The 24,264-nt window shown below is 45.5% G+C and carries 22 protein-coding genes; 8 read left to right on the top strand and 14 right to left on the bottom strand.

Annotated features, from left to right (window positions below; translation table 11 throughout):
- Positions 1-110: 110 nt before the first annotated feature.
- From K6V26_RS06640 to K6V26_RS06610, 7 genes are all read left to right on the top strand, one after another.
- Positions 111-338 (top strand): 4Fe-4S dicluster domain-containing protein, encoded by a 228-nt coding sequence (locus K6V26_RS06640; RefSeq protein WP_007653280.1) that lies wholly within the window; start codon positions 111-113, stop codon positions 336-338.
- Positions 339-345: 7 nt separating this feature from the next.
- Positions 346-1,431 (top strand): 3-methyl-2-oxobutanoate dehydrogenase subunit VorB, encoded by a 1,086-nt coding sequence (locus K6V26_RS06635; RefSeq protein WP_007653279.1) that lies wholly within the window; start codon positions 346-348, stop codon positions 1,429-1,431.
- Between the two features lie 16 nt (positions 1,432-1,447).
- A complete protein-coding gene (locus tag K6V26_RS06630) occupies positions 1,448-1,618 on the top strand; it encodes a hypothetical protein (protein WP_016213001.1) in 171 nt (56 codons plus the stop codon).
- A 13-nt stretch (positions 1,619-1,631) separates the two neighbouring features.
- Complete coding sequence (locus tag K6V26_RS06625; RefSeq protein WP_007653276.1) at positions 1,632-2,396, top strand: thiamine pyrophosphate-dependent enzyme; 765 nt, start codon at positions 1,632-1,634, stop codon at positions 2,394-2,396.
- 17 nt (positions 2,397-2,413) lie between these two features.
- Positions 2,414-2,956 (top strand): 2-oxoacid:acceptor oxidoreductase family protein, encoded by a 543-nt coding sequence (locus K6V26_RS06620; protein WP_007653275.1) that lies wholly within the window; start codon positions 2,414-2,416, stop codon positions 2,954-2,956.
- A 70-nt stretch (positions 2,957-3,026) separates the two neighbouring features.
- On the top strand, positions 3,027-5,162 hold the full coding sequence (locus tag K6V26_RS06615) for a putative porin (RefSeq protein ID WP_046146813.1): 2,136 nt from the start codon (positions 3,027-3,029) through the stop codon (positions 5,160-5,162).
- A 5-nt stretch (positions 5,163-5,167) separates the two neighbouring features.
- Positions 5,168-5,986 (top strand): transporter substrate-binding domain-containing protein, encoded by an 819-nt coding sequence (locus K6V26_RS06610; protein ID WP_007653273.1) that lies wholly within the window; start codon positions 5,168-5,170, stop codon positions 5,984-5,986.
- Positions 5,987-5,996: 10 nt separating this feature from the next.
- Here K6V26_RS06610 and K6V26_RS06605 read toward each other — a convergent pair whose 3' ends face one another.
- The gene (locus tag K6V26_RS06605) at positions 5,997-7,139 is read right to left on the bottom strand and encodes a PAS domain-containing sensor histidine kinase (protein WP_007653272.1); all 1,143 of its coding nucleotides are present in this window, start codon (positions 7,137-7,139) and stop codon (positions 5,997-5,999) included.
- A 183-nt stretch (positions 7,140-7,322) separates the two neighbouring features.
- On the opposite strand from K6V26_RS06605, the gene K6V26_RS06600 reads away from it, so the two are divergent.
- Entirely contained in the window at positions 7,323-8,618 is a 1,296-nt protein-coding gene (locus K6V26_RS06600) for a DEAD/DEAH box helicase (RefSeq protein ID WP_007653271.1), read from the top strand.
- A gap of 194 nt (positions 8,619-8,812) precedes the next feature.
- On the opposite strand, the gene rho is transcribed toward K6V26_RS06600, so the two are convergent.
- The 13 genes from rho to K6V26_RS06535 all read right to left on the bottom strand — a co-directional run bounded on the left by rho (position 8,813) and on the right by K6V26_RS06535 (position 24,223).
- The gene (rho, locus tag K6V26_RS06595) at positions 8,813-10,840 is read right to left on the bottom strand and encodes a transcription termination factor Rho (protein WP_010803566.1); all 2,028 of its coding nucleotides are present in this window, start codon (positions 10,838-10,840) and stop codon (positions 8,813-8,815) included.
- Between the two features lie 197 nt (positions 10,841-11,037).
- On the bottom strand, positions 11,038-12,369 hold the full coding sequence (gene tilS, locus K6V26_RS06590; protein ID WP_224264894.1) for a tRNA lysidine(34) synthetase TilS: 1,332 nt from the start codon (positions 12,367-12,369) through the stop codon (positions 11,038-11,040).
- 105 nt (positions 12,370-12,474) lie between these two features.
- The gene (locus K6V26_RS06585) at positions 12,475-13,239 is read right to left on the bottom strand and encodes a zinc ribbon domain-containing protein (RefSeq protein WP_007653268.1); all 765 of its coding nucleotides are present in this window, start codon (positions 13,237-13,239) and stop codon (positions 12,475-12,477) included.
- A gap of 1 nt (position 13,240) precedes the next feature.
- Positions 13,241-14,338 carry a Nif3-like dinuclear metal center hexameric protein gene (locus tag K6V26_RS06580; protein ID WP_224264893.1) on the bottom strand — a complete coding sequence of 366 codons (1,098 nt, stop codon included), beginning with the start codon at positions 14,336-14,338 and terminating at the stop codon, positions 13,241-13,243.
- Between the two features lie 79 nt (positions 14,339-14,417).
- A complete protein-coding gene (aspS, locus tag K6V26_RS06575) occupies positions 14,418-16,178 on the bottom strand; it encodes an aspartate--tRNA ligase (protein ID WP_224264892.1) in 1,761 nt (586 codons plus the stop codon).
- 149 nt (positions 16,179-16,327) lie between these two features.
- Positions 16,328-16,894: a GNAT family N-acetyltransferase gene (locus tag K6V26_RS06570; protein WP_224264891.1), complete on the bottom strand. Its 567-nt coding sequence runs from the start codon at positions 16,892-16,894 to the stop codon at positions 16,328-16,330.
- Position 16,895: 1 nt separating this feature from the next.
- Positions 16,896-17,054, bottom strand: a complete 159-nt coding sequence (locus K6V26_RS06565) for a hypothetical protein (protein ID WP_224264890.1) — start codon at positions 17,052-17,054, stop codon at positions 16,896-16,898.
- A 141-nt stretch (positions 17,055-17,195) separates the two neighbouring features.
- On the bottom strand, positions 17,196-17,678 hold the full coding sequence (locus K6V26_RS06560; protein WP_224264889.1) for a hypothetical protein: 483 nt from the start codon (positions 17,676-17,678) through the stop codon (positions 17,196-17,198).
- 287 nt (positions 17,679-17,965) lie between these two features.
- Positions 17,966-18,274 carry a hypothetical protein gene (locus K6V26_RS06555; RefSeq protein WP_007657317.1) on the bottom strand — a complete coding sequence of 103 codons (309 nt, stop codon included), beginning with the start codon at positions 18,272-18,274 and terminating at the stop codon, positions 17,966-17,968.
- Positions 18,271-19,224, bottom strand: a complete 954-nt coding sequence (locus K6V26_RS06550) for an IS110 family RNA-guided transposase (RefSeq protein WP_010800681.1) — start codon at positions 19,222-19,224, stop codon at positions 18,271-18,273. The genes K6V26_RS06555 and K6V26_RS06550 overlap by 4 nt, the downstream gene beginning before the upstream one ends.
- A 253-nt stretch (positions 19,225-19,477) precedes the next feature.
- Positions 19,478-19,759: an HU family DNA-binding protein gene (locus K6V26_RS06545; RefSeq protein ID WP_224264888.1), complete on the bottom strand. Its 282-nt coding sequence runs from the start codon at positions 19,757-19,759 to the stop codon at positions 19,478-19,480.
- 6 nt (positions 19,760-19,765) lie between these two features.
- Positions 19,766-22,102, bottom strand: a complete 2,337-nt coding sequence (locus tag K6V26_RS06540; RefSeq protein ID WP_224264887.1) for a hypothetical protein — start codon at positions 22,100-22,102, stop codon at positions 19,766-19,768.
- Between the two features lie 36 nt (positions 22,103-22,138).
- Positions 22,139-24,223, bottom strand: a complete 2,085-nt coding sequence (locus K6V26_RS06535) for a BACON domain-containing protein (RefSeq protein ID WP_224264886.1) — start codon at positions 24,221-24,223, stop codon at positions 22,139-22,141.
- Positions 24,224-24,264: the final 41 nt, after the last annotated feature.

Raw genomic sequence — 24,264 nt, 5'->3', positions numbered from 1 at the left:
TGTCATCATTAGAGGCTAACGACTATTAAAAAACTAAACAATCCTTGTTTTTACAACATTAGTTCTTAACTTTGCCGACCTACACGACATAAAACATAATTAGTTATACTATGGCAAAGATAAAAGGAGCGGTCGTTGTAAACCAGGAACGCTGCAAAGGGTGCAACTTATGTGTAGTTGCCTGCCCCAGCGATGTTCTGGAATTACACCCGCGTGAAGTGAACAACAAAGGGTACCATTATGTGTACATGAAAAACCCGGATGCTTGCATCGGTTGCGCCAGTTGCGGATTGGTTTGTCCCGACGGCTGTTTAACCATCTACAAAGTAAAAATATAAAACAGATATGGCAGAAGAGATAAAATTAATGAAGGGGAACGAAGCCATCGCCCACGCAGCTATCCGCTACGGTGCCGACGGATACTTCGGATACCCTATCACTCCGCAATCGGAGATCCTGGAAACCCTGATGGCTGAAATGCCCTGGGAAACTACCGGTATGGTAGTACTGCAAGCTGAAAGCGAAGTGGCAGCGATCAATATGGTGTATGGCGGTGCCGGAACAGGTAAACGTGTATTGACTTCATCTTCCAGCCCCGGCGTCAGCCTGAAACAGGAAGGTGTTTCCTATATTGCAGGGGCGGAACTTCCTTGTCTGATTGTAAACGTCATGCGTGGCGGTCCCGGCCTGGGAACAATCCAGCCAAGCCAGGCAGACTACTTCCAGACTGTGAAAGGTGGCGGACACGGTGACTATCGCCTGATTACCCTGGCCCCTTCTTCCGTACAGGAGATGGCAGACTTTGTCGGACTGGGTTTCGACCTTGCCTTCAAATATTGCAATCCGGCTATTATCCTTGCCGACGGTATCATCGGCCAGATGATGGAAAAAGTGGTGATGCCTCCTTTCCGTCCGCGTAAGACAGAAGCTGAAATCATCGCCGAATGTCCGTGGGCCGCACAGGGCAAACTGAAAAGCCGCAAAGCGAACGTGATCACTTCACTGGAGCTCGACCCGGCCAAAATGGAAGAGAACAACCTCCGCTTCCAGGCTAAATACCGTAAGATTGAAGAAAACGAAGTACGCTACGAAGAGTTCCATTGCGACGATGCGGAATATCTGCTGGTTGCCTTCGGTTCTTCCGCACGTATTTGTCAGAAAGTTGTGGAGATCGCACGTGCCGAAGGTATCAAACTCGGCCTGTTGCGCCCGATCACGCTGTGGCCGTTCCCGAAAAAAGCCATTGCCGATTATGCCGAAAAGGTAAAAGGCATGCTTTCCGTCGAACTGAATGCCGGCCAGATGGTGGAAGATATCCGCCTGGCTGTAAACGGAAAAGTAAAGGTTGAACACTTCGGCCGCCTGGGTGGTATCGTGTTCACTCCGGATGAAGTACTGAACGCGCTTAAGGAATTGATAATTGAGAATTGAAAATTAAGAATTATCGATGACACGCGGAAGTAAAACAGACAGCATATTGACAATCCTGTTCATGGTATTGGCGGCAGCAGCGATTATCTGCTACTTTGCCGTCGACGACCGTCACGTATTTCTCTATTGCGGCGGAGCAGCCATATGCTTCAGACTTGTTCAATATCTACTGAGATTTATTAGTTAATTTAGTAACAATTATGGAACTCAACGAAATAATTAAACCGGAGAATCTGGTCTATACAAAACCGGAATTGATGAACGACAATCCCATGCACTACTGTCCCGGTTGCAGCCACGGTGTGATACATAAGCTGATCGCCGAAGTGATCGCCGAAATGGGAATGGAAGAAAAAACAATAGGTGTCTCCCCGGTGGGTTGCGCCGTTTTCGCATATAACTATCTGGATATAGACTGGGAAGAAGCAGCTCACGGACGTGCTCCGGCGATTGCTACTGCCATCAAACGTCTGAATCCGGAAAAGATGGTCTTCACCTATCAGGGTGACGGCGACCTGGCCGCTATCGGTACAGCCGAAACCATCCATGCTGCCAACCGCGGTGAGAACATTGTGATCGTATTCGTGAACAATGCCATCTATGGTATGACCGGCGGACAGATGGCTCCTACCACACTGGAAGGTATGCCGACAGCCACTTGCCCATACGGCCGTAACATCGCCCTGAACGGTTACCCATTGAAGATCGGTGATCTGCTGGCTCAGCTGGAAGGAACCTGCCTGGTTACCCGCCAGAGCGTACAGACAGCTGCCGCCGTTCGTAAAGCCAAGAAAATGCTTCGCAAAGCCTTCGAAAACTCTATGGCAGGCAAAGGCACGTCAGTTGTCGAATTCGTTTCCACCTGTTCATCCGGTTGGAAGATGACACCTGAAAAAGCAAACAAATGGATGGAGGAAAACATGTTCCCGTTCTATCCGCTGGGTGATCTAAAAAATAAAGAATAAGTAAATACAAAAACGACATGAAACAAGAAATAATTATAGCAGGCTTTGGTGGACAAGGTGTTCTGTCGATGGGTAAGATACTTGCTTATTCCGGACTGATGGAAGGCAAAGAGGTTAGCTGGATGCCTTCATACGGGCCTGAACAGCGTGGCGGTACGGCTAACGTGACCGTTATCCTGAGCGACGACCCGATCAGTTCTCCGATCCTGAACGAATACGATATCGCGATCATCCTGAACCAGCCTTCCATGGACAAGTTCGAAAGCAAAGTAAAACCGGGTGGTATCCTGATCTATGACGGATATGGAATCCATACTCCGGTGAAACGTACGGATATCAGCGTTTATCGTGTGGATGCTATGGACGCAGCTACCGAAATGAAGAATGAAAAAGCATTCAATATGCTTATCCTGGGTGGTCTGCTGAAGATCGTTCCGATGGTGAAACTTGAAAACGTATTGCTGGGTCTGAAGAAGTCCCTGCCCGAACGTCACCACAAGTTAATCCCGATGAACGAAGCCGCCATCAAGAAGGGGATGGAAATTATACAGAAAATGTAATCTTGCAAAAAGAATATAAAGAAGGGCGTTTCTTTCGTAGAAATGCCCTTTTGTTTTATCTTTGCAACCCATGAAGCATTGCTTATACATATTATTATTGCTGATAGTATCTGCCACAACCGTTCAGGCCCAACGTGGAGCCAGCAGGGCAGATCAGAAAGGTGGAGGAAAACGTGGCGGCTTCTCCTTGTCAAACCTGACTTCTTCTCAGAAAGATATACCGGACAGTCTGCTGGTAGCGGATAGTGCCGCCTTAAATTCAAAGCGTATAACCGCCTATCGGCTTACCCCTTCCCTGGGTGAGGCATATGTGGCGCCACTGGATACGAACAAGCTGAATTTCAGCAACTCGACACTGGTGGAAAGTAAATCGCTCGCCATCGGTTACCTGGCTAACCTGGGAGCACCGGCACAGACGAAAATATTCTCCGAACGGCAGGAAGCACGCGATTTTATCTTCGCCGATGCCTACGATTACTATATCACAACGCCGGAAAACGCTTATTTCTACAACACAAAGATTCCTTATACCAACGTTCTGTACACCACCGCCGGCGGTAGTACGAACAAAGAAGAACAGTTGAAAGGAACCATGACCATGAATTTCGGTAAAAAGATCAATGTGGGTGCCGATATCGACTATATTTATGGCCGCGGACATTATAAAAACAATGGTAATAAACTGTTAAGCTACCGTTTCTTCGGCAGTTACCAGACCGACCGGTACGAAATGCATGCCTACCTGAGCAACTTCAACTTCGTAAATTACGAAAACGGAGGAATGGCAAACGACTCAACCATCAGTCATCCCGACGAGTATTTTCCGGAAGGACGTCCCTCCGATACAAAATCGTACGACATACGTTATCTGACCAATGCCTGGAACCGTGTTCGCGGGAAACGGTATTTCCTGACCCAGCGTTATAACCTCGGTTTCACACGTGAGTTGGAGGAAGAGGATGAAGAAGGGAATCCGAAAGAAATGTTCGTCCCGGTATCCAGCATTATCCATACGATCGATTATGAAGATAACCGTCGCCGGTTCATCGCCGACAATACGGCGCTGATGGATTCGTCCTATATAGTCGACGACAACGGCCTGCGTTTCCCACGTATTTATGGGTTAGGAGCTACACTCAACGACCAGACATCTTCATGGAATCTGAAAAATACAATCGGACTTTCCCTGCGTGAAGGTTTCCAGGACTGGGTTAAATTCGGTTTGACAGCTTTCGTCAGACTCGAAAAACGCCGGTTCAAACTGGAACCCAGAATAGAAGGACTCGATTATGGCGAATATGGCCGGGGTCCATACTTCTCTGTTGATAATATCGACCTGAAGAACCTGCCTACGGCAAAGCTTTACGACGAGTTTTCTACTTACGTTGGAGCCGAACTTTCCAAACGCCAGGGTAGCATCCTGACCTATAATGCACGCGGAGAACTTTGTATGGTAGGTAGCGATGTCGGTGAGTTCCGTGTTACCGGGGATTTGCAAACCCGTTTCAAGTTGTTCAATAAAGATGCTGTGATCAAGGCAGACGCCTATATAAAGAATGTAACGCCGGCCTTCTACATGCGCCATAACCATTCCCGCTATTACTGGTGGGATAACCCCAACTTTAACATGACCCAGCAAATCTATGCGGGCGGTGAAGTGTATCTGGAATCTTCAAAGACTACTTTGAAAGCCGGAGTGGAAAGTATTCAGAATTATATCTATTTCAATAAACAGGGGTTCCCGGTACAACATGGTAGCAACTTACAGGTAGTCAGTGCACGCATCAAACAAGACTTCCGCTTCCGTGCTTTCGGTTGGGAAAATGAAGCATGCTGGCAGTTAAGCAGTGATGAAAGCGTACTCCCGCTTCCGTCATTAAGTGCCTATTCAAATATGTATCTGGCCGTCAAGGTGGCGAAAGTACTGACCGTACAGCTAGGTGCCAATGTATATTATAATACAGCTTATTATGCACCTTACTACGAACCGGCAACACAGCAGTTCCAGGTTCAGGACGAAGTAAAAGTCGGTAATTATCCACTGGTTAACGCCTACGTAAACTTCCACCTGAAACAGGCCCGGTTCTTCGTTATGGCTTACAACCTAAGCAGTAAGTTTGCTGATCCGAACTATTTCTCCCTGGCACACTATCCGTTGAATCCGATGGTGTTGAAAATGGGTATTGCCGTTACATTCAATAACTAAGCCGTATGAGATCCCGGAAGTTACTGGTCGTCTATATTGTCCTCCTGGCATGCGTACTGATAGCCATGTTCCGTTTATGGCCGTACAAGCAGGAGCCTGTCCCACCCAGGGATTATCCGGAAATTAAGTCAGAAGGTATTCTGCGGATGGTTACCGAATATAACCAGTCCGGCTATTATGTAGCTGGCGATACGATCGAAGGTTTCCAATACGAACTGAGCCAGGCCATCGCGGCTTTATCCGGACTGGAAGTACAGACTCAGCTGGAGATGAGTCTGGCCGAAAGTTTCAAACAATTATCCGATAACCAATGCGACGTAATCGCCCGCAATATTCCTATCACCAGCGACATCAAAGAGGACTATCTGTTCACCGATCCGATCGTCTTCAATAAACAAGTACTGGTGCAACGCACGGAAGAAGCCAATAACGGCATCAAACCGATCCGTAATCAACTCGACCTGGCACAAAAGACCTTGTATATTCCGAAAAACTCCCCCGCCTTACTGCGCCTGCAAAATCTGGCACACGAAATAGGAGATACAATCTATGTGAAAGAAGATGAACTTTATTCCAGCGAACAGCTAGCTATTATGGTTGCCAAAGGCGACATCGACTATGCCGTATGCGACCAGCAAATAGCCCGCGTATCTAAAGGAAATTTACCGGAAATAGATATCGACACAGATATCAGTTTCACCCAACTCCAGTCGTGGGCGGTACGCAAAGACTCCCCTATCCTGCTCGACAGCCTGAACAGCTGGCTGTCACAAATCAAAGAAAGCGGGTTATACGATCAGATTTACAAACGCTACTATAAATAAAAGTATATCCTCATTCTTCTCGTGAAGGCAGGATAAACGAAAAAGTGGAACCTTCCCCTAGTTGCGATTCTACACGGATCGAGCCTCCCATTTTAGTAACGAGTCCTTTGCATATAGCAAGTCCCAGGCCGATACCTTCCACATAGTCATTGACTTTAACAAAGCGGTTAAAGAGGTTTTGTAGCTGCTCCTCGGCTATCCCCTGTCCGGTATCCTTCACATAGAAATTCAGCCGGCCATCTTCCAGCGCCTTATACCCCATCGTAATACTACCCTTTTTAGTATTCTTGATCGCATTATTGACCAGGTTATTCACTAATTGGAGTAAGCGGATATAATCGGTTCCAAAGGTGCAGCTATCCAATCCTTTTTCCAGAATCAACTTCACATCTTTCGGCATACGGGGCTTTACGGAAGCATAGGTCGTATCCATCATCTCGTTCAGGTCGATCGGAGCATAACTAATCTTTATCGCATCCGCCTCAATCTTCGACAAGTCCAGAATATCGTTGATAAGCTGCATAAGCAATTGATTATTCGCCTTGATGATCTCGTAATAAGACATACGCTCCTCGTCCGTATCCGCAAACGCCATCATTTCTGAAAAACCGGTTATTGCATTCAACGGCGTACGGATCTCATGACTCATGTCTGCCAGATATTTTGATTTCAACTTATCAGCCATTTCCGCCTTATCACGCTCATCTTCGAGACGTTTTTCTATTGCCCGCTTAACAGTGGCATCACGCCACAAAGCCAACAACAAAGGTTTTCCATTGCTTAAAGAAATCGGATACTTTTCTACTTCAAGATATTTCATCGCGCCGGAAGCATCCTTGAGCCAGCCGTGAAATTCGGCCACCTTTCCCGAACTGATGACCTTCTTATCTACCTCCAGTCGTTCCTCTACCGACATCAAGGCATTATAATACACTTCAGAGTCATCATGTCCCTCGATCTGGGAAGTATCGATCCCCGTTATCTCTTCCATAAATTTATTCCAGTAAAGATAATTGAAATGATCTTCCGGATCTTTTACAAATACACCCAGTGGCAAATGATCTAATATCGTATTCAGTAACTCATGAACAGTATCCGGCTCATTTAAGGTTACTTTCTTTTGAGAGCTGTTACAGCTATCATCTGTTCCCATAATATAACTCGCTATTTTTCCAATGTGGGCAAAGATATTAATTTTTTATGTTACCCCACTATATAGATATATCAATTTTCAACGCTTACAGAAATTTACAGGACAATTGTTACAAGAGCCGGTGTTACTATTGTAGAATTTGACAAATATTATTTACCTTTACGGAGAATTTAATGATAGAAGATGAGATTTGACGAATTGGATTTAGAAGAGGCCGTATTGGACGGACTCGATGCTATGAATTTTCAGGATACAACTCCTGTACAGGAATTAACGATTCCTGTTATTTTAGAAGGGAAGGATATTATTGCCTGCGCACAAACCGGTACAGGGAAAACAGCAGCCTACGTGCTGCCATTAATTAATCAATTAAGTAAAGGCAATCATCCTGACAATGCGGTCAATGCAGTTATCATGGCTCCAACCCGCGAGTTGGCCCAGCAGATAGACCAGCAGATCGAAGGTTTTACATATTTTGTTCCGGTATCGGCTGTGGCCGTATACGGTGGTACCGACGGAGTTGCCTGGGAGCAACAGAAGCGTGGTATGGAAATGGGGGCCGATATTGTTATCGCCACTCCGGGACGTTTGTTGTCCCACCTGAAACTGGGAACGGTAGACCTTTCACAGGTTTCCTATTTTGTACTGGATGAAGCAGACCGTATGCTGGATATGGGATTTTACGACGACATCATGCAGGTATACAAACAACTGCCTCCTACTTGTCAGACTATCATGTTCTCGGCTACCATGCCTCCCAAAATCCGGACGTTAGCAAAAACAATCCTGAAGAATCCCGAAGAAGTCAAAATAGCCATCTCACGTCCTCCCGAAACAATTATGCAGACGGCCTATATCTGCTATGATCCTCAGAAGCTAAAGATACTCGAAGACCTGTTCCTGCAAAGCCGCCCGCAGCGTGTCATTATTTTCTCTTCCTCCAAAATGAAAGTGAAAGAACTTGCCTCCACCCTGAAACGGATGAAGTTCAATGTAGCTGCCATGCACTCCGACCTGGAGCAGTCGCAGCGCGAGGAAGTAATGAAAGAATTCAAGAACGGACATATCGATATACTGGTGGCAACCGATGTTGTTTCGCGCGGTATCGACATCAACGACATCAAACTGGTGATTAACTACGATATCCCCCACGACCCGGAAGATTACGTACACCGCATCGGCCGTACCGCCCGTGGTACCGGAGGCGAAGGATTAGCCATCACATTCATCAGCATTGAAGAGCAGGCACAATTCAAACGTATTGAAGACTTCCTGGAAAAAGAAGTTTATAAGATTCCTATCGACCCGAAGTTCGGCGAAACCCCGCTATACGAACCTGAAAAGTACGGAAACATGCGCCGCGGACGCGGACGTCCCCGGAAAGATGGTAATAACGGAGGAAGAAACCCCGGAAACAAACGTCCGGGAGGCAACCCCAAAAGCGGCAACCGCCGCGGAAGGCCCCGGAAAGAATCTTAATAATCTATCGAAATACAATACAGACAAATAGAATAGCCTCATAGAGACTTCTGAAAATAGCCCCGAGCCATGCTTGGGGTTTTTATTTATCCGCATATTCCCCTTCAGCATAAAAAACCCGGAGTCAAGAAAACTCCGGGCTAATTAAAAAATCCTATGGGACTTTCGATATATTTTCTTTGATTCCGAATGAATTATCCGTTCATGGAAGCCAGGAACTCCATATTGTCATAAGTCTGTTCCATACGTTTCTTTACAAACTCCATCGCTTCGATCGAGTTCATATCCGACAGATATTTACGAAGGATCCACATACGGTTCAATGTACTTTCATCCTGCAACAGGTCGTCGCGACGAGTACTTGAAGCAGTAATGTCGACAGCCGGATAAATACGTTTGTTGGACAACTTGCGATCCAACTGCAATTCCATATTACCGGTACCCTTGAACTCTTCAAAAATCACATCGTCCATCTTAGAACCAGTCTCGGTCAATGCTGTTGCCAGAATCGTCAGGCTACCGCCGTTTTCGATATTACGGGCTGCACCAAAGAAACGTTTCGGCTTCTGTAATGCGTTCGCATCCACACCACCGGAAAGAACCTTACCGGAAGCCGGCTGAACTGTGTTATAAGCACGTGCCAGACGAGTAATGGAATCTAACAGGATCACTACATCGTGACCGCATTCAACCATACGTTTAGCCTTGTTCAAAACGATTTCGGCAATCTTTACGTGGCGTTCTGCCGGTTCATCGAAAGTAGAAGCGATCACTTCCGCATCGACACTACGAGCCATATCGGTTACTTCCTCCGGACGTTCGTCGATCAACAGAATGATCATATAGACTTCCGGATGGTTTGCTGCAATCGCATTGGCGATATCTTTCAGCAACATGGTTTTACCGGTCTTAGGCTGTGCAACGATCAGACCACGCTGTCCTTTACCGATCGGCGAGAACAGGTCGACTACGCGAACAGCGATATTGTCGTATACTTTCGGAGCCTTGCGTGCTGTAAGCATGAATTTTTCATCCGGGAAAAGCGGTGTCAGATGATCGAAAGGAACGCGGTCGCGCACTTCTTCCGGCGAACGGCCGTTGATCTTGTCCACTTTTACCAGCGGGAAATATTTTTCACCTTCCTTCGGCGGACGGATAGCACCTTCCACCACGTCACCAGTCTTCAGTCCGAACAGTTTGATCTGCGACTGCGATACATAAATATCGTCCGGTGAGGTCAGATAGTTATAATCGGAAGAACGCAGAAAACCATAACCATCCTGCATCATTTCCAATACGCCTGTACCGATCAGGATACCGTCAAACTCGTATTGCTTTTCCTGCGATGCATTATTATTGTTATTGTTGCGCTGATTATTGTGGTTGTTATTCTGGTTGTTCTGTCTGTTGTTGTTATTCTGACGGGGCGTGTTCTGTTGCTGCGGTTGCGGAGCGGCCTGCGGTTCAGGCTGCTGCGGTGCAGCTTTTTCCTGTTTGGCAGGTGAAGGAGAGAACGGGAAGAGTTGGTCGAGAACCGACTTGGTGTCCGGGTGTCTGAATACAACCCTTTTAGGTTCGTTCGCTGCCGGAGCCTCTGCTGCCGGTACTTCCGAAGCCTTTTCAACGACCGGTTCTGCGGGGGACGCCGGAGCTACGGGAGCCGTTTCGACTACCGGCAACTCTTCGGGAGCGCCTTCAACTACAACCGGAGGTAATAAAGGCTTTTCTACAACCACTTCCGTTGTGACAGTCTGAGGAGTTTTCGAAACTTTCACTTCGTCCGTCTGATTAGCCGGAGCAACTGCACCAGCTACTTTTTCCTTCTTTTCAATACGTACTCTTTTCTTACGTTCGGGTTGTTCCTTTTTTTCTGCAACTACAGCTGCCTGCTTTTCTTCAACGGGTTGCGTGGCTTTAGGGGCGGCAACCTCAGCAGCTTCAGCTTTTACAGCTTTCGGTTTGCTTTCAGCCTTCGGCGCTTTTGCAGCAGCCGTTTTAGAAGGTTTCTTTGCTTTTGTCTGCTTTTCAGCCTTCTTAGCTTCTTTTTCTTTCTCCTTTTCTGCCTGTTGACCTGCGTATGAGATAGCCTGTTCATCAAGAATGCGATAAACAAGTTCTTCTTTTTTCAAAGAACTTATTTTCTTAATTCCCAACTCTTCCGCTATACTCTGCAATTCAGGAAGGAGTTTTTCATTTAGTTCTAGAATGTTATATTTCTGCATATTGAGAAGTGAGTAAATAAAACGGTACACGATAAAAGATTATACAATACGTGCATTACCGCTATCATTGTATCTTAATAGTTTTTGATAATAAAAATTTCAATGTAAAAAACCGGATTGTTTAGCTAATTTGAATCATTAGTAACACATCTGCGGAGCAAATCTTTGCAAATGTAAGAACATTTTTAATTATTCTATTATTTTTGTCGAAAAAAATTCACAACCAGCACACTCTTAGTCGTTTTGTCGATACAAAAACGATTGTCAGAGCGCTCTCCCACAATCCAGAGGATGTTTTCACCGCTACAAAGGAGCCATGTCTGCTCTTTGTCCATGCGGCTGAATTTATGATCTGAGAAATAATCGCTCAGTTTCTTACGGCCTTTCATTCCAAAGGGAATAAACCAATCACCTTCTTTCCATTTACGAAGTGTCAGGGGAAACGAGAGTTTGTCGTAATCAAAATAGGCGATATGTTTATCCTTCCGGAAACAGAAGTCAGTAGTAATAACAGATTTAAAGAAAGAAAGTTCAACCGGACCCCGCCAGACCTCTTCCACGATATCATCCGCAGTAAAAGTATATTCCCGTTCTTCTTCTTTCTTTACAGGCGAAAGCAGCAGATATTCACGGTCTTTCAGCAAACGATAGTCGGGTGAGTAGAACATTTTGCCCGATTCTCCCGTCAGCGAACGGAACACATCGTCGGCCACCTGCCGGGTAAAACCGTAAGGTTTCAGCAATTCATACAGAATCGTTGCCGGAGAAGGATACTCCATCAGGCGGGCAATCGGGATACGGAAGTCTTCTTTCAACAATTCCCGGCGCGCCTTTTCCACCACATACAGATAGATAGCCTCTGTTTCGGCCAAATGATCGGCTGTACGCGCAATAGCCGCTTTTACAGAAGGATTCAACTCTTCCAGCAAAGGAAGTACACGCAGACGGATAAAGTTACGTGTATAGGCATCCGACAGGTTTGTGCTGTCGGTTACATAGGATAGCTGCTGTTCAGCAAGCCAATCCAGTATCTCGCTACGGCTGACAGCCAGCAAAGGACGCACCACATAACCGTTTTTAGGCCGGATCCCTCCCAACCCACGGATTCCTGTGCCACGGACCAGGTTCATCAATACGGTTTCCACACTGTCGTCGCGATGATGGGCCACGGCAATCGCTTGTGCACCCAAACGCAGCCTCATCTCTTCAAACCAGTTATAACGCAGTTCGCGGGCCGCCATCTCGATAGAAAGATGATGTTCGGCTCCATAAGCCGTTGTATCAAAGTCTATTTTATAGAAAGGAACATCCAGTGTACGTGCCATCTCCCGGGCAAACTGTTCATCGCGGACAGACTCGTCGCCACGCAGATGAAAATTACAATGCAGGGCGACACAAGGATAATCGAGCTGCACAAGCAAAGCAAGCAAGGCAACCGAATCGGCTCCCCCACTCAAACCAACCAGCACAGGCCCGTCACCGGACAACAACTGTTGTTTCTCTATGTATGTACGGACAATATTCCTCATTGGTACAAAAAAATCAGGCACGGATTACGCAGATTCCACAGTCTAATCAAATAAGAACCGTGTTAATCCGTGTAATCCGTGCCTTAAAAAATTATAGATGTAATTTTAATCTTCTATACCTGCCAGTTCCGGGTCGATCATGATACGTCCGCAATATTCGCAAACGATCACTTTCTTACGCAACTTGATATCCATTTGTTTCTGAGGCGGGATCTTGTTGAAGCAACCACCGCAGGCATCACGCTGGATATAAACGACAGCCAAACCGTTGCGGGCACCTTTACGGATACGCTTGAATGCAGTCAGCAAACGGGGTTCGATTGTTGTTTCCAGTTTTTTAGCCTTTTCGCGCAGTCTTTCTTCTTCCTGCTTTGTTTCAGAAATGATTTCTTCCAGTTCGCTTTTTTTCTGAACCAGGTCAGCCTTACGGCCGTCCAGTCTTTCGGTAAGCTGGGCAATCTCTTCTTTCTTATGGTTAATCGCTTCGCCGAATTCGCGGATCTTCTTTTCAGAAAATTCGATTTCAAGTCCCTGGAATTCGATTTCCTTTGACAGATTATCAAATTCGCGGTTGTTGCGCACGTTATCCAGTTGCGATTTATATCTCTCGATCAGTCCGGTAGATTCTGTAATTCTGTGTTTCTGTTCAACAACAGCACTCTCATAATCCTGGATCTCCGACTGATAGTTCTGAAGACGGGTTTCCAATCCTGCAATCTCATCTTCCAGGTCCTGAACTTCCAGGGGAAGCTCTCCACGAAGCGTTTTGATCTTATCAATTTCAGTCATCATCGTCTGAAGTTGATAAAGCGTAGAAAGCTTTTCTTCAACTGTATACTCTTTTTCAGCTGATTGTTTATCTGTAGCCATTCTATAAATATTTTACCGGGTTTGAATTAACATTCGAAAAATGTACGGCAAAGGTAGGGAATTTTTTCGATATTATGTTATAAAAGATGTCTTTTGTACATACTTCGGATTCATAATGGCCTATTACAGCCAGCAGAATACGATCCTCTACATCATAAAAGTCATTGTATTTGGCCTCACCTGTAATGAACACGTCCGCACCGTAGGCTATCGCATCTTTTATCAGGAATGCACCACTGCCGCCACACAAGGCCACTTCACGTATCGGCTTGCCTGTAAAGGCCGAATGCTTCACGCAACCGACTTGAAAGAGGTCTTTTATCCGTTGCAGAAAAACCAACTCGTCCTCTTCTTCGGGCAACTCTCCCACTATCCCCGAACCGACCTGGTCCCAGGTATTATTCAAAGGATAGAAGTCGAACACAGGTTCTTCGTATGGATGGACCGAAAGCAGGGCGCGTGTAATCGTCGATTTACGAAAAGCAGGTAATATCGTTTCGATGCGGATTTCGCGCTCCACATGCAACTCTCCCACTTCACCACAAAACGGATTTGTACCCTCTCCGGCACGGAAAGTTCCCTTACCTGCCAGATTGAAGCTGCATGAATCATAGGCCCCGATAGTACCGGCACCGGCATTGAACAAGGTAGTCCGTACCAACTCCGCATACACCTCGGGCACGAAAGTGACCAGTTTCAGCAAGGCTCCTTTCTGAGGACTCAGCACACGTACATTTTCCAGTCCGACCAGTTCCGCCAAACGGAAGTTAACACCTCCGGCAGCATTATCGAGATTGGTATGAGCGGCATAGATCACCAGGTCATACTTGCATGCCTTTATCATACACCGCTCGATATAAGTGGAACCGGTCAACGACTTGAATGCTTTAAAGGCTAAAGGATGATGTGAAATAATCAGGTTACACCCCATTTCTATCGCCTCGTCGACCACCTCTTCGGTAACGTCCAGGCAAAGAAGCGCACCGGTGGCAAGCTGATTCACATCCCCCACCTGCACCCCCGCATTGTCAAAGCTTTCCTGCAATGGCAACGGAGCGTATTGCTCCAATTCTTTCAGAACATCCTTTATCCGTATCATAACAATAATTTATCAATTTGCCAAAATGCCAATGTGCCAATTATGAGGTTACCTTCTTCATTGGCACATTGGCACATTTTCATATTTGCTCATTATTTATCTTCAGACACAATTCATCCAGCTGCACGTCGTCAATTACAGACGGAGCATCGAGCATGACATCGCGACCGGAATTGTTTTTCGGGAAAGCGATACAGTCGCGGATTGAATCGAGACCGGCAAATAAGGACACCCAACGGTCCAGACCATAAGCCAGACCTCCGTGAGGGGGCGCACCATACTTGAAAGCATTCATCAGGAAACCGAACTGAGACTGTGCTCTTTCTTCGGTGAATCCCAACAACTGGAACATCTTATCCTGCAATTTGCTGTCATGGATACGTATAGAACCTCCACCCACTTCAACGCCATTGATAACCATATCATAAGCATTAGCACGTACGGCACCCGTATCGCTATCAAGCAACGGAATATCTTCCGGCTTCGGAGAGGTGAACGGATGGTGCATAGCATAGAAACGCTGATCTTCTTCGCTCCACTCGAACAGAGGGAAGTCAACCACCCACAGACAAGCAAACTTGTTCTTATCGCGCAATCCCAACTGGCTTGCCACTTCAAGGCGCAATTCGCAAAGCTGTTTGCGGGTCTTCATCGCATTATCGCCTGAAAGGATCAGGATCAAGTCGCCCGGTTTTGCACCGAAGGTTTCCTTCATCTGTTGCAATGTTTCCTGTGTATAGAATTTGTCTACGCTCGACTTCACGCTGCCATCGGCTTCTACGCGGGCATATACCATACCCTTCGCTCCTACCTGCGGACGTTTAACGAATTCAGTCAGCGCATCCAGTTGTTTACGTGTATAAGTCGCTGCCCCTTCTGCACAGATACCGCCAACATAAGCAGCATCATCGAATACAGAGAAACCATGACCTTTCATGATATCCATCAATTCGACAAACTTCATGCCGAAACGCAGGTCGGGTTTGTCGCTACCATAATATTTCATTGCATCGTGCCAGGTCATGCGCTGGAACGGCTCTTTAATTTCGATGCCACGGATTACCTTGAACAGATGTTTCGCCATACCTTCAAAGATATTCAGCACATCTTCCTGTTCAACGAAACTCATTTCGCAGTCGATCTGTGTAAATTCCGGCTGACGGTCGGCACGCAGGTCTTCGTCGCGGAAACATTTCACGATCTGGAAATAACGGTCGAAACCGGAAACCATCAGCAACTGCTTCAAGGTCTGCGGTGACTGCGGTAATGCATAGAACTGTCCCGGATTCATACGTGAAGGAACAACAAAGTCGCGGGCACCTTCGGGAGTTGAATTTACCAACACCGGAGTTTCCACTTCCAGGAATCCCTGTTTATCCAGATAGTTACGAACTTCGAAAGCCATGCGGTGGCGCAGTTCCAGATTCTTACGAACGGCATTACGACGCAAGTCCAGGTAACGGTATTTCATACGCAGGTCGTCTCCGCCATCCGTTTCATCTTCGATCGTGAAAGGAGGAGTTACTGCTGCATTCAGTACATTCAGTTCCGAAACAATCAGTTCGATATCCCCTGTCGGAATATTTTTGTTCTTGCTGGAACGTTCTCTGACAGTTCCTGTTACCTGAATCACATACTCACGGCCCAGTTTGTTTGCCTTTTCACAAAGATCAGCATCTACTTCCTGGTTGAATACCAGCTGGGTTATACCATAACGGTCACGAAGATCGACAAACGTCATACCGCCCATCTTACGAGTTCTCTGCACCCATCCGGCTAAAGTAACCACCAGACCTTCGTCTGCCAGGCGCAAGTTTCCACATGTTCTTGTTCTATACATCTTTTTAAAGATTTATTCTGTTTTAATGTGCAAAGATAATCATATTTCTATATCCTACATGTCTAAGGAGTATGTTTTCTTTTCTGTCAAGAAACGTCCCACCAGTCCTTGATCAGGTCAGGCGGGACGTAAACTATAAACCTTAATTTTTACTTCTGAAAAGCAATCTTATACTCCTTCAAATCAAAATAAAGCAAACGTGTATGAGTATCATCGTCATTTGGTTGTAAAGGATAAAAATGATTCTTTTCATAAAAAGAGATTGCAGCCAAATAGGCATCAACCGTCACAAAGCGACAACCTGTTTTATTATTTTGCAGAAAATAAACTTTTATGAAATCCATTAATATAGTTCCAATGCCACTTCCTGCATAACAATGATTTACCGCAAATCGGCAGATTTTAACAACCGGATAACTTTTCAACCGTTTCTCATTCACAAAACGGTGTTTACGAAAACGATTGAATTCCGTTTTACTGTCAAAATCACCTAAAGAAACACGGTCGTTAGCTAAGCTGAAATATGCCAATATATCATTATTAACTCTGGCTACATAAGTGGTAGTAAGCAAGGCTTCCTGATAAAAAGGAGCTTCACGTAAAATAAAATCGTTCAAATCTGCGTCTCCACAATCGAACGATTTTATCATTTCTCCTTCCTCCAATCTACTAATATGTAATTGGGAAATGTCTATTCGTTCATTTACCCCCACCATATTATTTGAAGTTAGTTGCTGCATTTATTACAAACTCGTAATTCTTTTTCACACGGTCGAGTTCTTCTTTTGATACTTTACGAGGATGCTTTATACGTTCCTCAAACTTCCGTGCATCTTCTCCGAACAATATCGGAGTCTCTCTAATCGGTCTTGCCATAAATTTTCTCCTTTCTTTTGGTTATACGGAGGCAAAGATAATCATTATTTTCATCTTTACGACACCAATTAATAAAAATGCCTATTAGTTTCCGTTTTCAGATAACGCTTATCTCGTCAATAGTCACTCATTTCTGTAAACTTATTCGTCCCCGATCTCGATTTTCCCCAGCAAAAAAAGAAACTCACACAGATCGTCCGTATCGGGTTGCGAATGGCAGAGATAATTATCCAAAGTTTCCAATTTATAAGGGAAAGAAAATGCGAGTAACAGGCAGGCGGCCTGATGATGATATTTGACACGGCCTTTCTTGCCGGCTGTTTCAAGTATATACAATATGATAAGGAACAATTTGGGATAACGCAATTGAAAACGTAGTTTGCCAATTGGGGTATGAGCAGTCAGGTAATCGACGTACAAATTGCGGTCATGTTTCAGGTAAGCATCCGTAAATTTACGGAACGGGCCGGGAAGGGAGTCGTAATAACCGAATGCCAGACGGCAGAGTTTCAGTCGGTATTCCTCACGGACAGGTTTTTCGAAGGTTTTCAACTTCGCGTCGAACGACGCAATGGTAGGCACGTTGCCAAACTGCAACTGCATTTCTTTTAATAGCTTTTTCATATGTAAATAAATTGCGCTCCCTATCTCAAGAGAGCCGTTTAAACCATTAATAAATTGATTTTTTTAGAGTTCAGACAAAACAAAAGAGAGCACTTGTATAGATACAAATGCGGTTGGCTATTATCTTTGGGCATTTTATAATTTTACAACAGCTAAGAAAAAAAATTTCATACACGCGTTAAAGGACTCGCAGTCTTGACCGCTTAGCAGTTGAGATCAGTTTCATGAGCGACCTCTTGCTGTTTCTTACGACAACAAGCCAGTAAAAATCGACCTTCTCTATGTTTTTAACCTACTTCTGGGATTGGACCATCATCACGGCTGATTTTAACTTTATAGCCAAGTGCTTCCAGCTCTTTCTTCAAGTAATTTTTCCGTTTCTGCTCCATCCTTTGGTTGAGATATTCCGCACCGAGTTCCTTATACTCACAAGCCTCTTTCAGTACATGCCATACCGATTTCAGGATCGAGTGTCCTACTGCTACTAAAGCCCTCTTTTTCCCTCGACGGGCGGCTAAACGGTGATAACGTGCACTGTAAAAGGTGTTCTTGGTACGGGTGGCTGCCCACGCAGCCTCCGTGATTACGGCTTTCAACTGTTTGTTGCCATGGGTGGTTCTACCACTTTTTTTTTACCTGCGCTCTCGTTATTGCCAGGACAGACACCGGCCCACGAAGCCAGGTGCTTTTCGGTTGGAAAGGCTTCCATATCCACACCTATCTCTGCTATCAGGTCTTCAACCGTTTTCCGGCTAAGTCCGGGGATCTTCTGCAAGAGTTCCATCACATTCTCATAAGGAGATAAAACCTCTTTTATACGGCAGGTAAGGTCAGCTATGATGGCTTTCGTCTGTTCCATATCTTTACGGATGGTCTGCAACATATAGATGTGATGCGGTTCTATAAAGCCTTCACAAGCCTGATAAAGAAGTTCCGGACTGGCTTCAAGTTTTTTATGATAGATGCAAGTTATGTCATCCATTGTTACATGACCCTTATCGATCAACATATCTATCAGCTTGTTCGCCACGACTCCGTCCAGGCTGCACACCACGCTGGAAAGTTTGATGTTACAATCTTCCAGGATACGAACAATACGGTTTTTCTCAGAAGATACATGCTGGATCAACTTGTTACGGTAACGGGTTAAATCACGAAGCTCACGTTGTTCACGCTCCGGGATATAACTCGGTTTCAACAAACCTGCTAAAAGCAGTTTGCAAATCCAGGCACTATCCTTTTTATCCGTTTTGTGCCCGGGAACATACTTGATGTGCCGTGCGTTCACGATCCAGACTTTCATATCAGGACATTCAAGAATCTTATAGACCGGCTTCCAGTAAACACCGGTACTTTCCATGGCTACATGCGTAATGCCACTGGATAATAACCATTCTTTTAATTCTGTCAAAGAACTACTGAAGGTCTTGTAACTGCGGGTTTCAGTTTTGAGACCTTCGCCACTTATCGTAGCAACTACCATGTCCTTGTGGACATCTATTCCACAACCCCGGAGGATGACTTGTTCAAAAGGTACTGTTTTCATTGCATTCGTTTTTTCGAGTGAATGACACTAAAGTAAACAATACCCCCCTATTTACATGCTCTTGGACGAAATTTATTTCATGGATGTTTCATGATATGTGGTATCGGAAAAATTAGTTTTTCGATACCACGCCCAGCCAGTCCCGAAGCACAAAACCGGCTGCCCGCCTCTCCTTAGCATGGAGAGGGAAAGGACAGCCGGTTTCTCTTTCTGACATTACAGGACGCAGCCTGCAATATCAGAAGTTTTCATATCATTCCGCCCGGTTCAGAGAATCCAGCAAAAGCTTGCCGGGTTTGAACTTCACACTGACACGGGGCGGGATCAGGCAAGGCACTCCTGTTTTGGGGTTACGCCCTGCCCGTTCCGTCTGTTTCCAGGGAGCAAGAGTTCCAAAACCTTGCAAAACTAATACACCATCCCTGCCCAGTTCCTCGGAAACAGTTTCTTGCATCGCACGGATAAAGCGCAAGGCTTCCGACTGCGGGATTTTCATCTTTTCGGATATACCAGTGGCAAATTCCTGCTTGTTCATGATAGATTACTCTGTTACTTCTACAATCTCCGGACCATCGTTTTGGATACAACGAATAGGACAGGCAGAAGCCGGATAACTACCAGAAGCCCCTGAGCCTAAAAACATATAGTTAGGAGCATTTCCATTAGAACTAGACAAATTAGCGACATAATAGCGACCAACTCCTATATCACGCCCTCCATTATCAGTACCCAAAGCCCCAGAATAAAATCCAGCTGCCGGTAAATACATGTACTTGCTCGCATTGTCATCTTCTTTTATCTTTTTATACTTGCCATCAATCTGTTCTGATTTACCATTACTATCTAATAAAGACATCTCAGTAGATGTCGGTATACGCCATCCGCGTGGACAAGGATCATTCTTTACTTTCTTTGGATTGGCATTGGTTCCACTATTCCATCTGTTAAGTCCCAATATACCAGGATTACTACACCAATCTCCTGCTCTTAAAATAAACTTCGTTGCATTATCACCTGTATATGTTATTGTACGTTCTGCAGTAAAAGTTGCTTGAGTATCCGTTGTTTTTCCGATTACCTGACCTCCGAACCCGACAGGGCGTCCCCACTGATAACACAATCCGGTGTAAGCCGAAAACTCATTCATAGCTTCTTCTGTCTCTAATTTTTGCGGAAGCGAATAATTAGCACCTGTATAAATCTTTGTCGCCCCCAGATTAACCGGAGCCCAATATTTTCCACTGACTAAATGAGGTTTTTTATTACCGGTTTCACCACTTTCAAACGCATATGATGCATCCTTATACTCCGGACGATATTGTATGACAAGCGTATCATTATAGGTATTACTATTCGCATTTCTTGTACAGACCAGGATATCCAAAGGGACTAGTTCGTCTTCCACCTGTTTTGGTATCGTTACATCATAGGCTGTTACTACTTTTGAACTTTCGAATGAAAAAGTAGGGGTTCCACGTGTTACCCAACCAGGCGTTTCCGAAGAAATATCTCCCTTTGTTGTCAGCGAAGTCCCTCCATAATCATATCTATAAAAGACACTGACCTCCGTTGCACAATTTCCGGTTGTTTTAAATTTGAATGTACCTGAAACAGCTGTTGTTGCAGAGGTAACGGCCAGTGTTTTTGTAGCGGAAGTCCAGGCAAATCCGGAATTCGGCACCTCCACCGATTCCCATGTCGGAGCCGGGAACGAAGGTTGTGCATACAACGTTTCCCCTTCATCCCAATCCAGCACCTCTATGCTAAACGACACCTCCTGCCGTTCCGCCTCCGGCATAATATTAACAACGTACCGATGATTGCGTTGCAACGCAATCGGTTCTACAGGCGCAAGCTGCGTTTGAAGAAGAACAGTCTTTTGATAAGACTGACCGTTTAATTTTCCTTTTATCTTTAAACAGGTAGCTGTTGCGTTGTCTGCATTCGAGTTCTCATACATATACAAACCGTCTATATATTGATGTCCGTCACCTTCTGCATCCACTGAAATAGAACCACCAGCCTCCGGATAAACAACCGATTCTCCCGGCACAGCCGTCTGCTCTACCGTTGCCATTAAAAACGGATCCGAATTAGAGTTTACTATTTCTACCGATTCCAAGACAAATCTTTTGTCTGCATCCACTGTTTCGAGGTTTGCATAGTTACGTATATCGATACGCGACACCAGACGCTGCAAAACAAATGTCACTGTTGCCGGTCCGCCGCCGACACGACCTTCCGACATTTTCCACTGGTCGATCGTTTGAAGCGTATACATCAGTAAAGGAGAAGACGGAGCTTTTGAAGTTACCGAAGCTGGTTCCCCACCACCTCCGCCACCCGGTTCTTCCTCTCCTGCATCCGGATTTTCGGGTTCTTCTACAACTGCATTAACCGTCACACTCTTCAGTTCCTCCCAACTTTTTATATTTTCCAGTTGCTTTGCCAGCGTACCGTTCTCTTTATAATTGGCGACAACCATCACCTGCGGGTTTTGCCAGGCATCGCTACGGAAACGCAGAATTGCCGAACTACAATTTCCATTGTCTGCAGCCAGGTCCATAAAATCATCATCATCCGCCTGCCTTTCACTAAAATAAGCCTGAAAATGTCCGTTTCCATCGGCGGTACCCTCCGTATGAATGAAGAAAGCCACGCTTTTGATATCACTTTCTCCTGCCAGTGCAACATCATTGTCACCGGTCAGGGGATCACCTACTGCCTTTGTCGACGTTGAGCTGTTCAGTGTCAGTTTCAGCACGCCATATCCTTCTTCTACATAATCCGGATTTTCTTTTATTAATTCTTCCTTTCCCTCGCAAGCTATCAGGAGTCCCAATAGCAAAAGAGGAAGTATTGCTATCTTTTTTATCATAATCAATTGTTATTATGTTGTTTGTTTTTAGTTCTATTAATTCCCTGCCGCCTGGGTAATGGTGATAGTGGCAGAAGATGTATAAGTCGCCGTATCCAATATTCTTATCTTTGCCGTACGCGCTTCACCTGTCTCATTTGCCGTTGCTTTCAAATAAAAATAGCCGTTGTGAGTTCCCAGATTTTCAGTTATACCATTATTAGTATCTTTATTATACACACTCAGCCATTCATCTCCTTTTTCTATTGTGCTACCTTCCTGCGCTTCATCCCAGGGATAAATAATCGCATATTCCCATCCGGTAATAGCCACAACCGATATCTTGCGGTGATTATTCTGACCAGTTTCCTGCCCTGTTTCCGGGAATCCTTTAGCATCTACAGACAAAGAATAGCTTCCTGTTCCGGTTTCTTCCAGATCCATGCATTTTACCACTATTGTTCCCACTTTTACACTGCTTTGAATGACCCGGAGAGTTGTCAATTCGTTATCATCCTTGTCTGTTAGCGTGATTGTATTTGTACGGCTGTTTGTACTTTTGTTTTCCGTTGGAGTAATAGAAAGTCCGGCTTCGGTTTTACTTACAGCCAGTCCCGTATATGAACCGCCCGTTAGCTTCCAACCGGAAATACCGGTCGCAACCTGAACCGTTACAGCTTCCTTTTGGCTTGCCGGCATCTTCAAGACATTCCCAATCAGCGAAGCTCCCCCAATCGACGATAGGTCGGCTGAGAATGTGATTGCAGCCTGTTCATTTCCTTTCTGAACGACAATTAACGACTGACGAACAGACGGTTGGTTTTTATTTACAACCGTTATAACACCCTGACGCTGTTCGGCTGAATAATTAGTTGTAAGTATTTGAACGGTAAATGAATTAATGACTCCACCCTCGCCTGTAACGACTTTTGCTTCCAGCCAATCCAGACTTCCGTCCTTTTCCAATTCCCACACTCCATCGCAGGCGACAGACAATGTAATTGGGGTGCCCGCATCCGCCGCCTTTTCCGCCTCGAATGTAAGCGTATTATCTTTAAAGGCTGCATCCTCACAACTCAGCCCAATCGTTCCCCAATCCGTCTGAACATTCATCGTATCGCCCACAAGCCAGTCTTCGACTTTTAATGTGGCAGTCAAACTGCCCTGACCTGCCGGGTCGACCTGCACCGTATACCGGTGATTGGCCTGAATACTGACCGGAGCACCGTGTATATCAAAGAATTTAACCGGAACTACCTGTGTATCCTCACTACTCGAACTATGACCGATCAGATTGAATTTAATCTCTCCTGCAGTCTCTTCCGTTGTCTTATTCGTAGGATACAGATAAAAAACACTTGGAGCAACTCCGGCATTGGAACCGTTCACAGTCGAGAAGTCGATCAACGGCAACTGTACCCGCTCAGCATCATCCCACTCACTACCGGCAAACAACGGACCCTGGCCGGGAACATTACTCAATGCGATCTGTTGAATCACAAAATTCGTCTCTTCGCTGTCATTACTGATGTCAAAACGGGCAACCCGGCGCATCAATTCAACCTTCACCGGATTGTCTTTCGACGCATCCGACAGAACCATCTCGCAACTACCGCTCATCAACATCGGGCAAGCTATCAGATCTTTCTGCGAGTTACCGAGTTTTTCTTTAAACGAAGCCGTGTCTGTCTTATGCAGTTGCACATCGGCTAAAGACAATTGGTCGCGTGCATTCGCTACAAAATAAAATTTCTTTTTCTTTCCCTCCCCGACGGAAATAGTTACCAGATTATCTTTCCCCGAAGTCGTCAGCGCAAATGTATTGGCTGCAACTGCTGCATCCGCACCACTTCGCAGGATTTCTTCCAATACGACAGGTTTAGGATCTGCACTACTCAAAGAGTCCTCACCGAACACATAAATATCAAGCGTGCTCAACTCGTTTTCCGCATTCAAGGCAATGCCTCCCTCAGCTTTTGTGTAAGGGACATACCCTTGTGCTGTTCCCGAAAACAGGAAGGTCAACTCCCTGCCGTCTTTCCCGCCGTTACCCTCGGCCGGACCGAACGTTTCCATGTCTTCACTACAAGCGACCATCAGCAAGCTCGCCAGTGCCATTAAATAATACTTCTTTTTCTTCATAATGTTATTATTTAGAATTTATACCGGGCAGTACAACCGAC

Origin of the sequence: Parabacteroides goldsteinii (genome assembly GCF_020091425.1) — a bacterium.
Lineage (GTDB): Bacteria > Bacteroidota > Bacteroidia > Bacteroidales > Tannerellaceae > Parabacteroides > Parabacteroides goldsteinii.
Note: the sequence above shows the minus strand (reverse complement) of the source record. Positions and strands in the feature narration are given on the sequence as shown.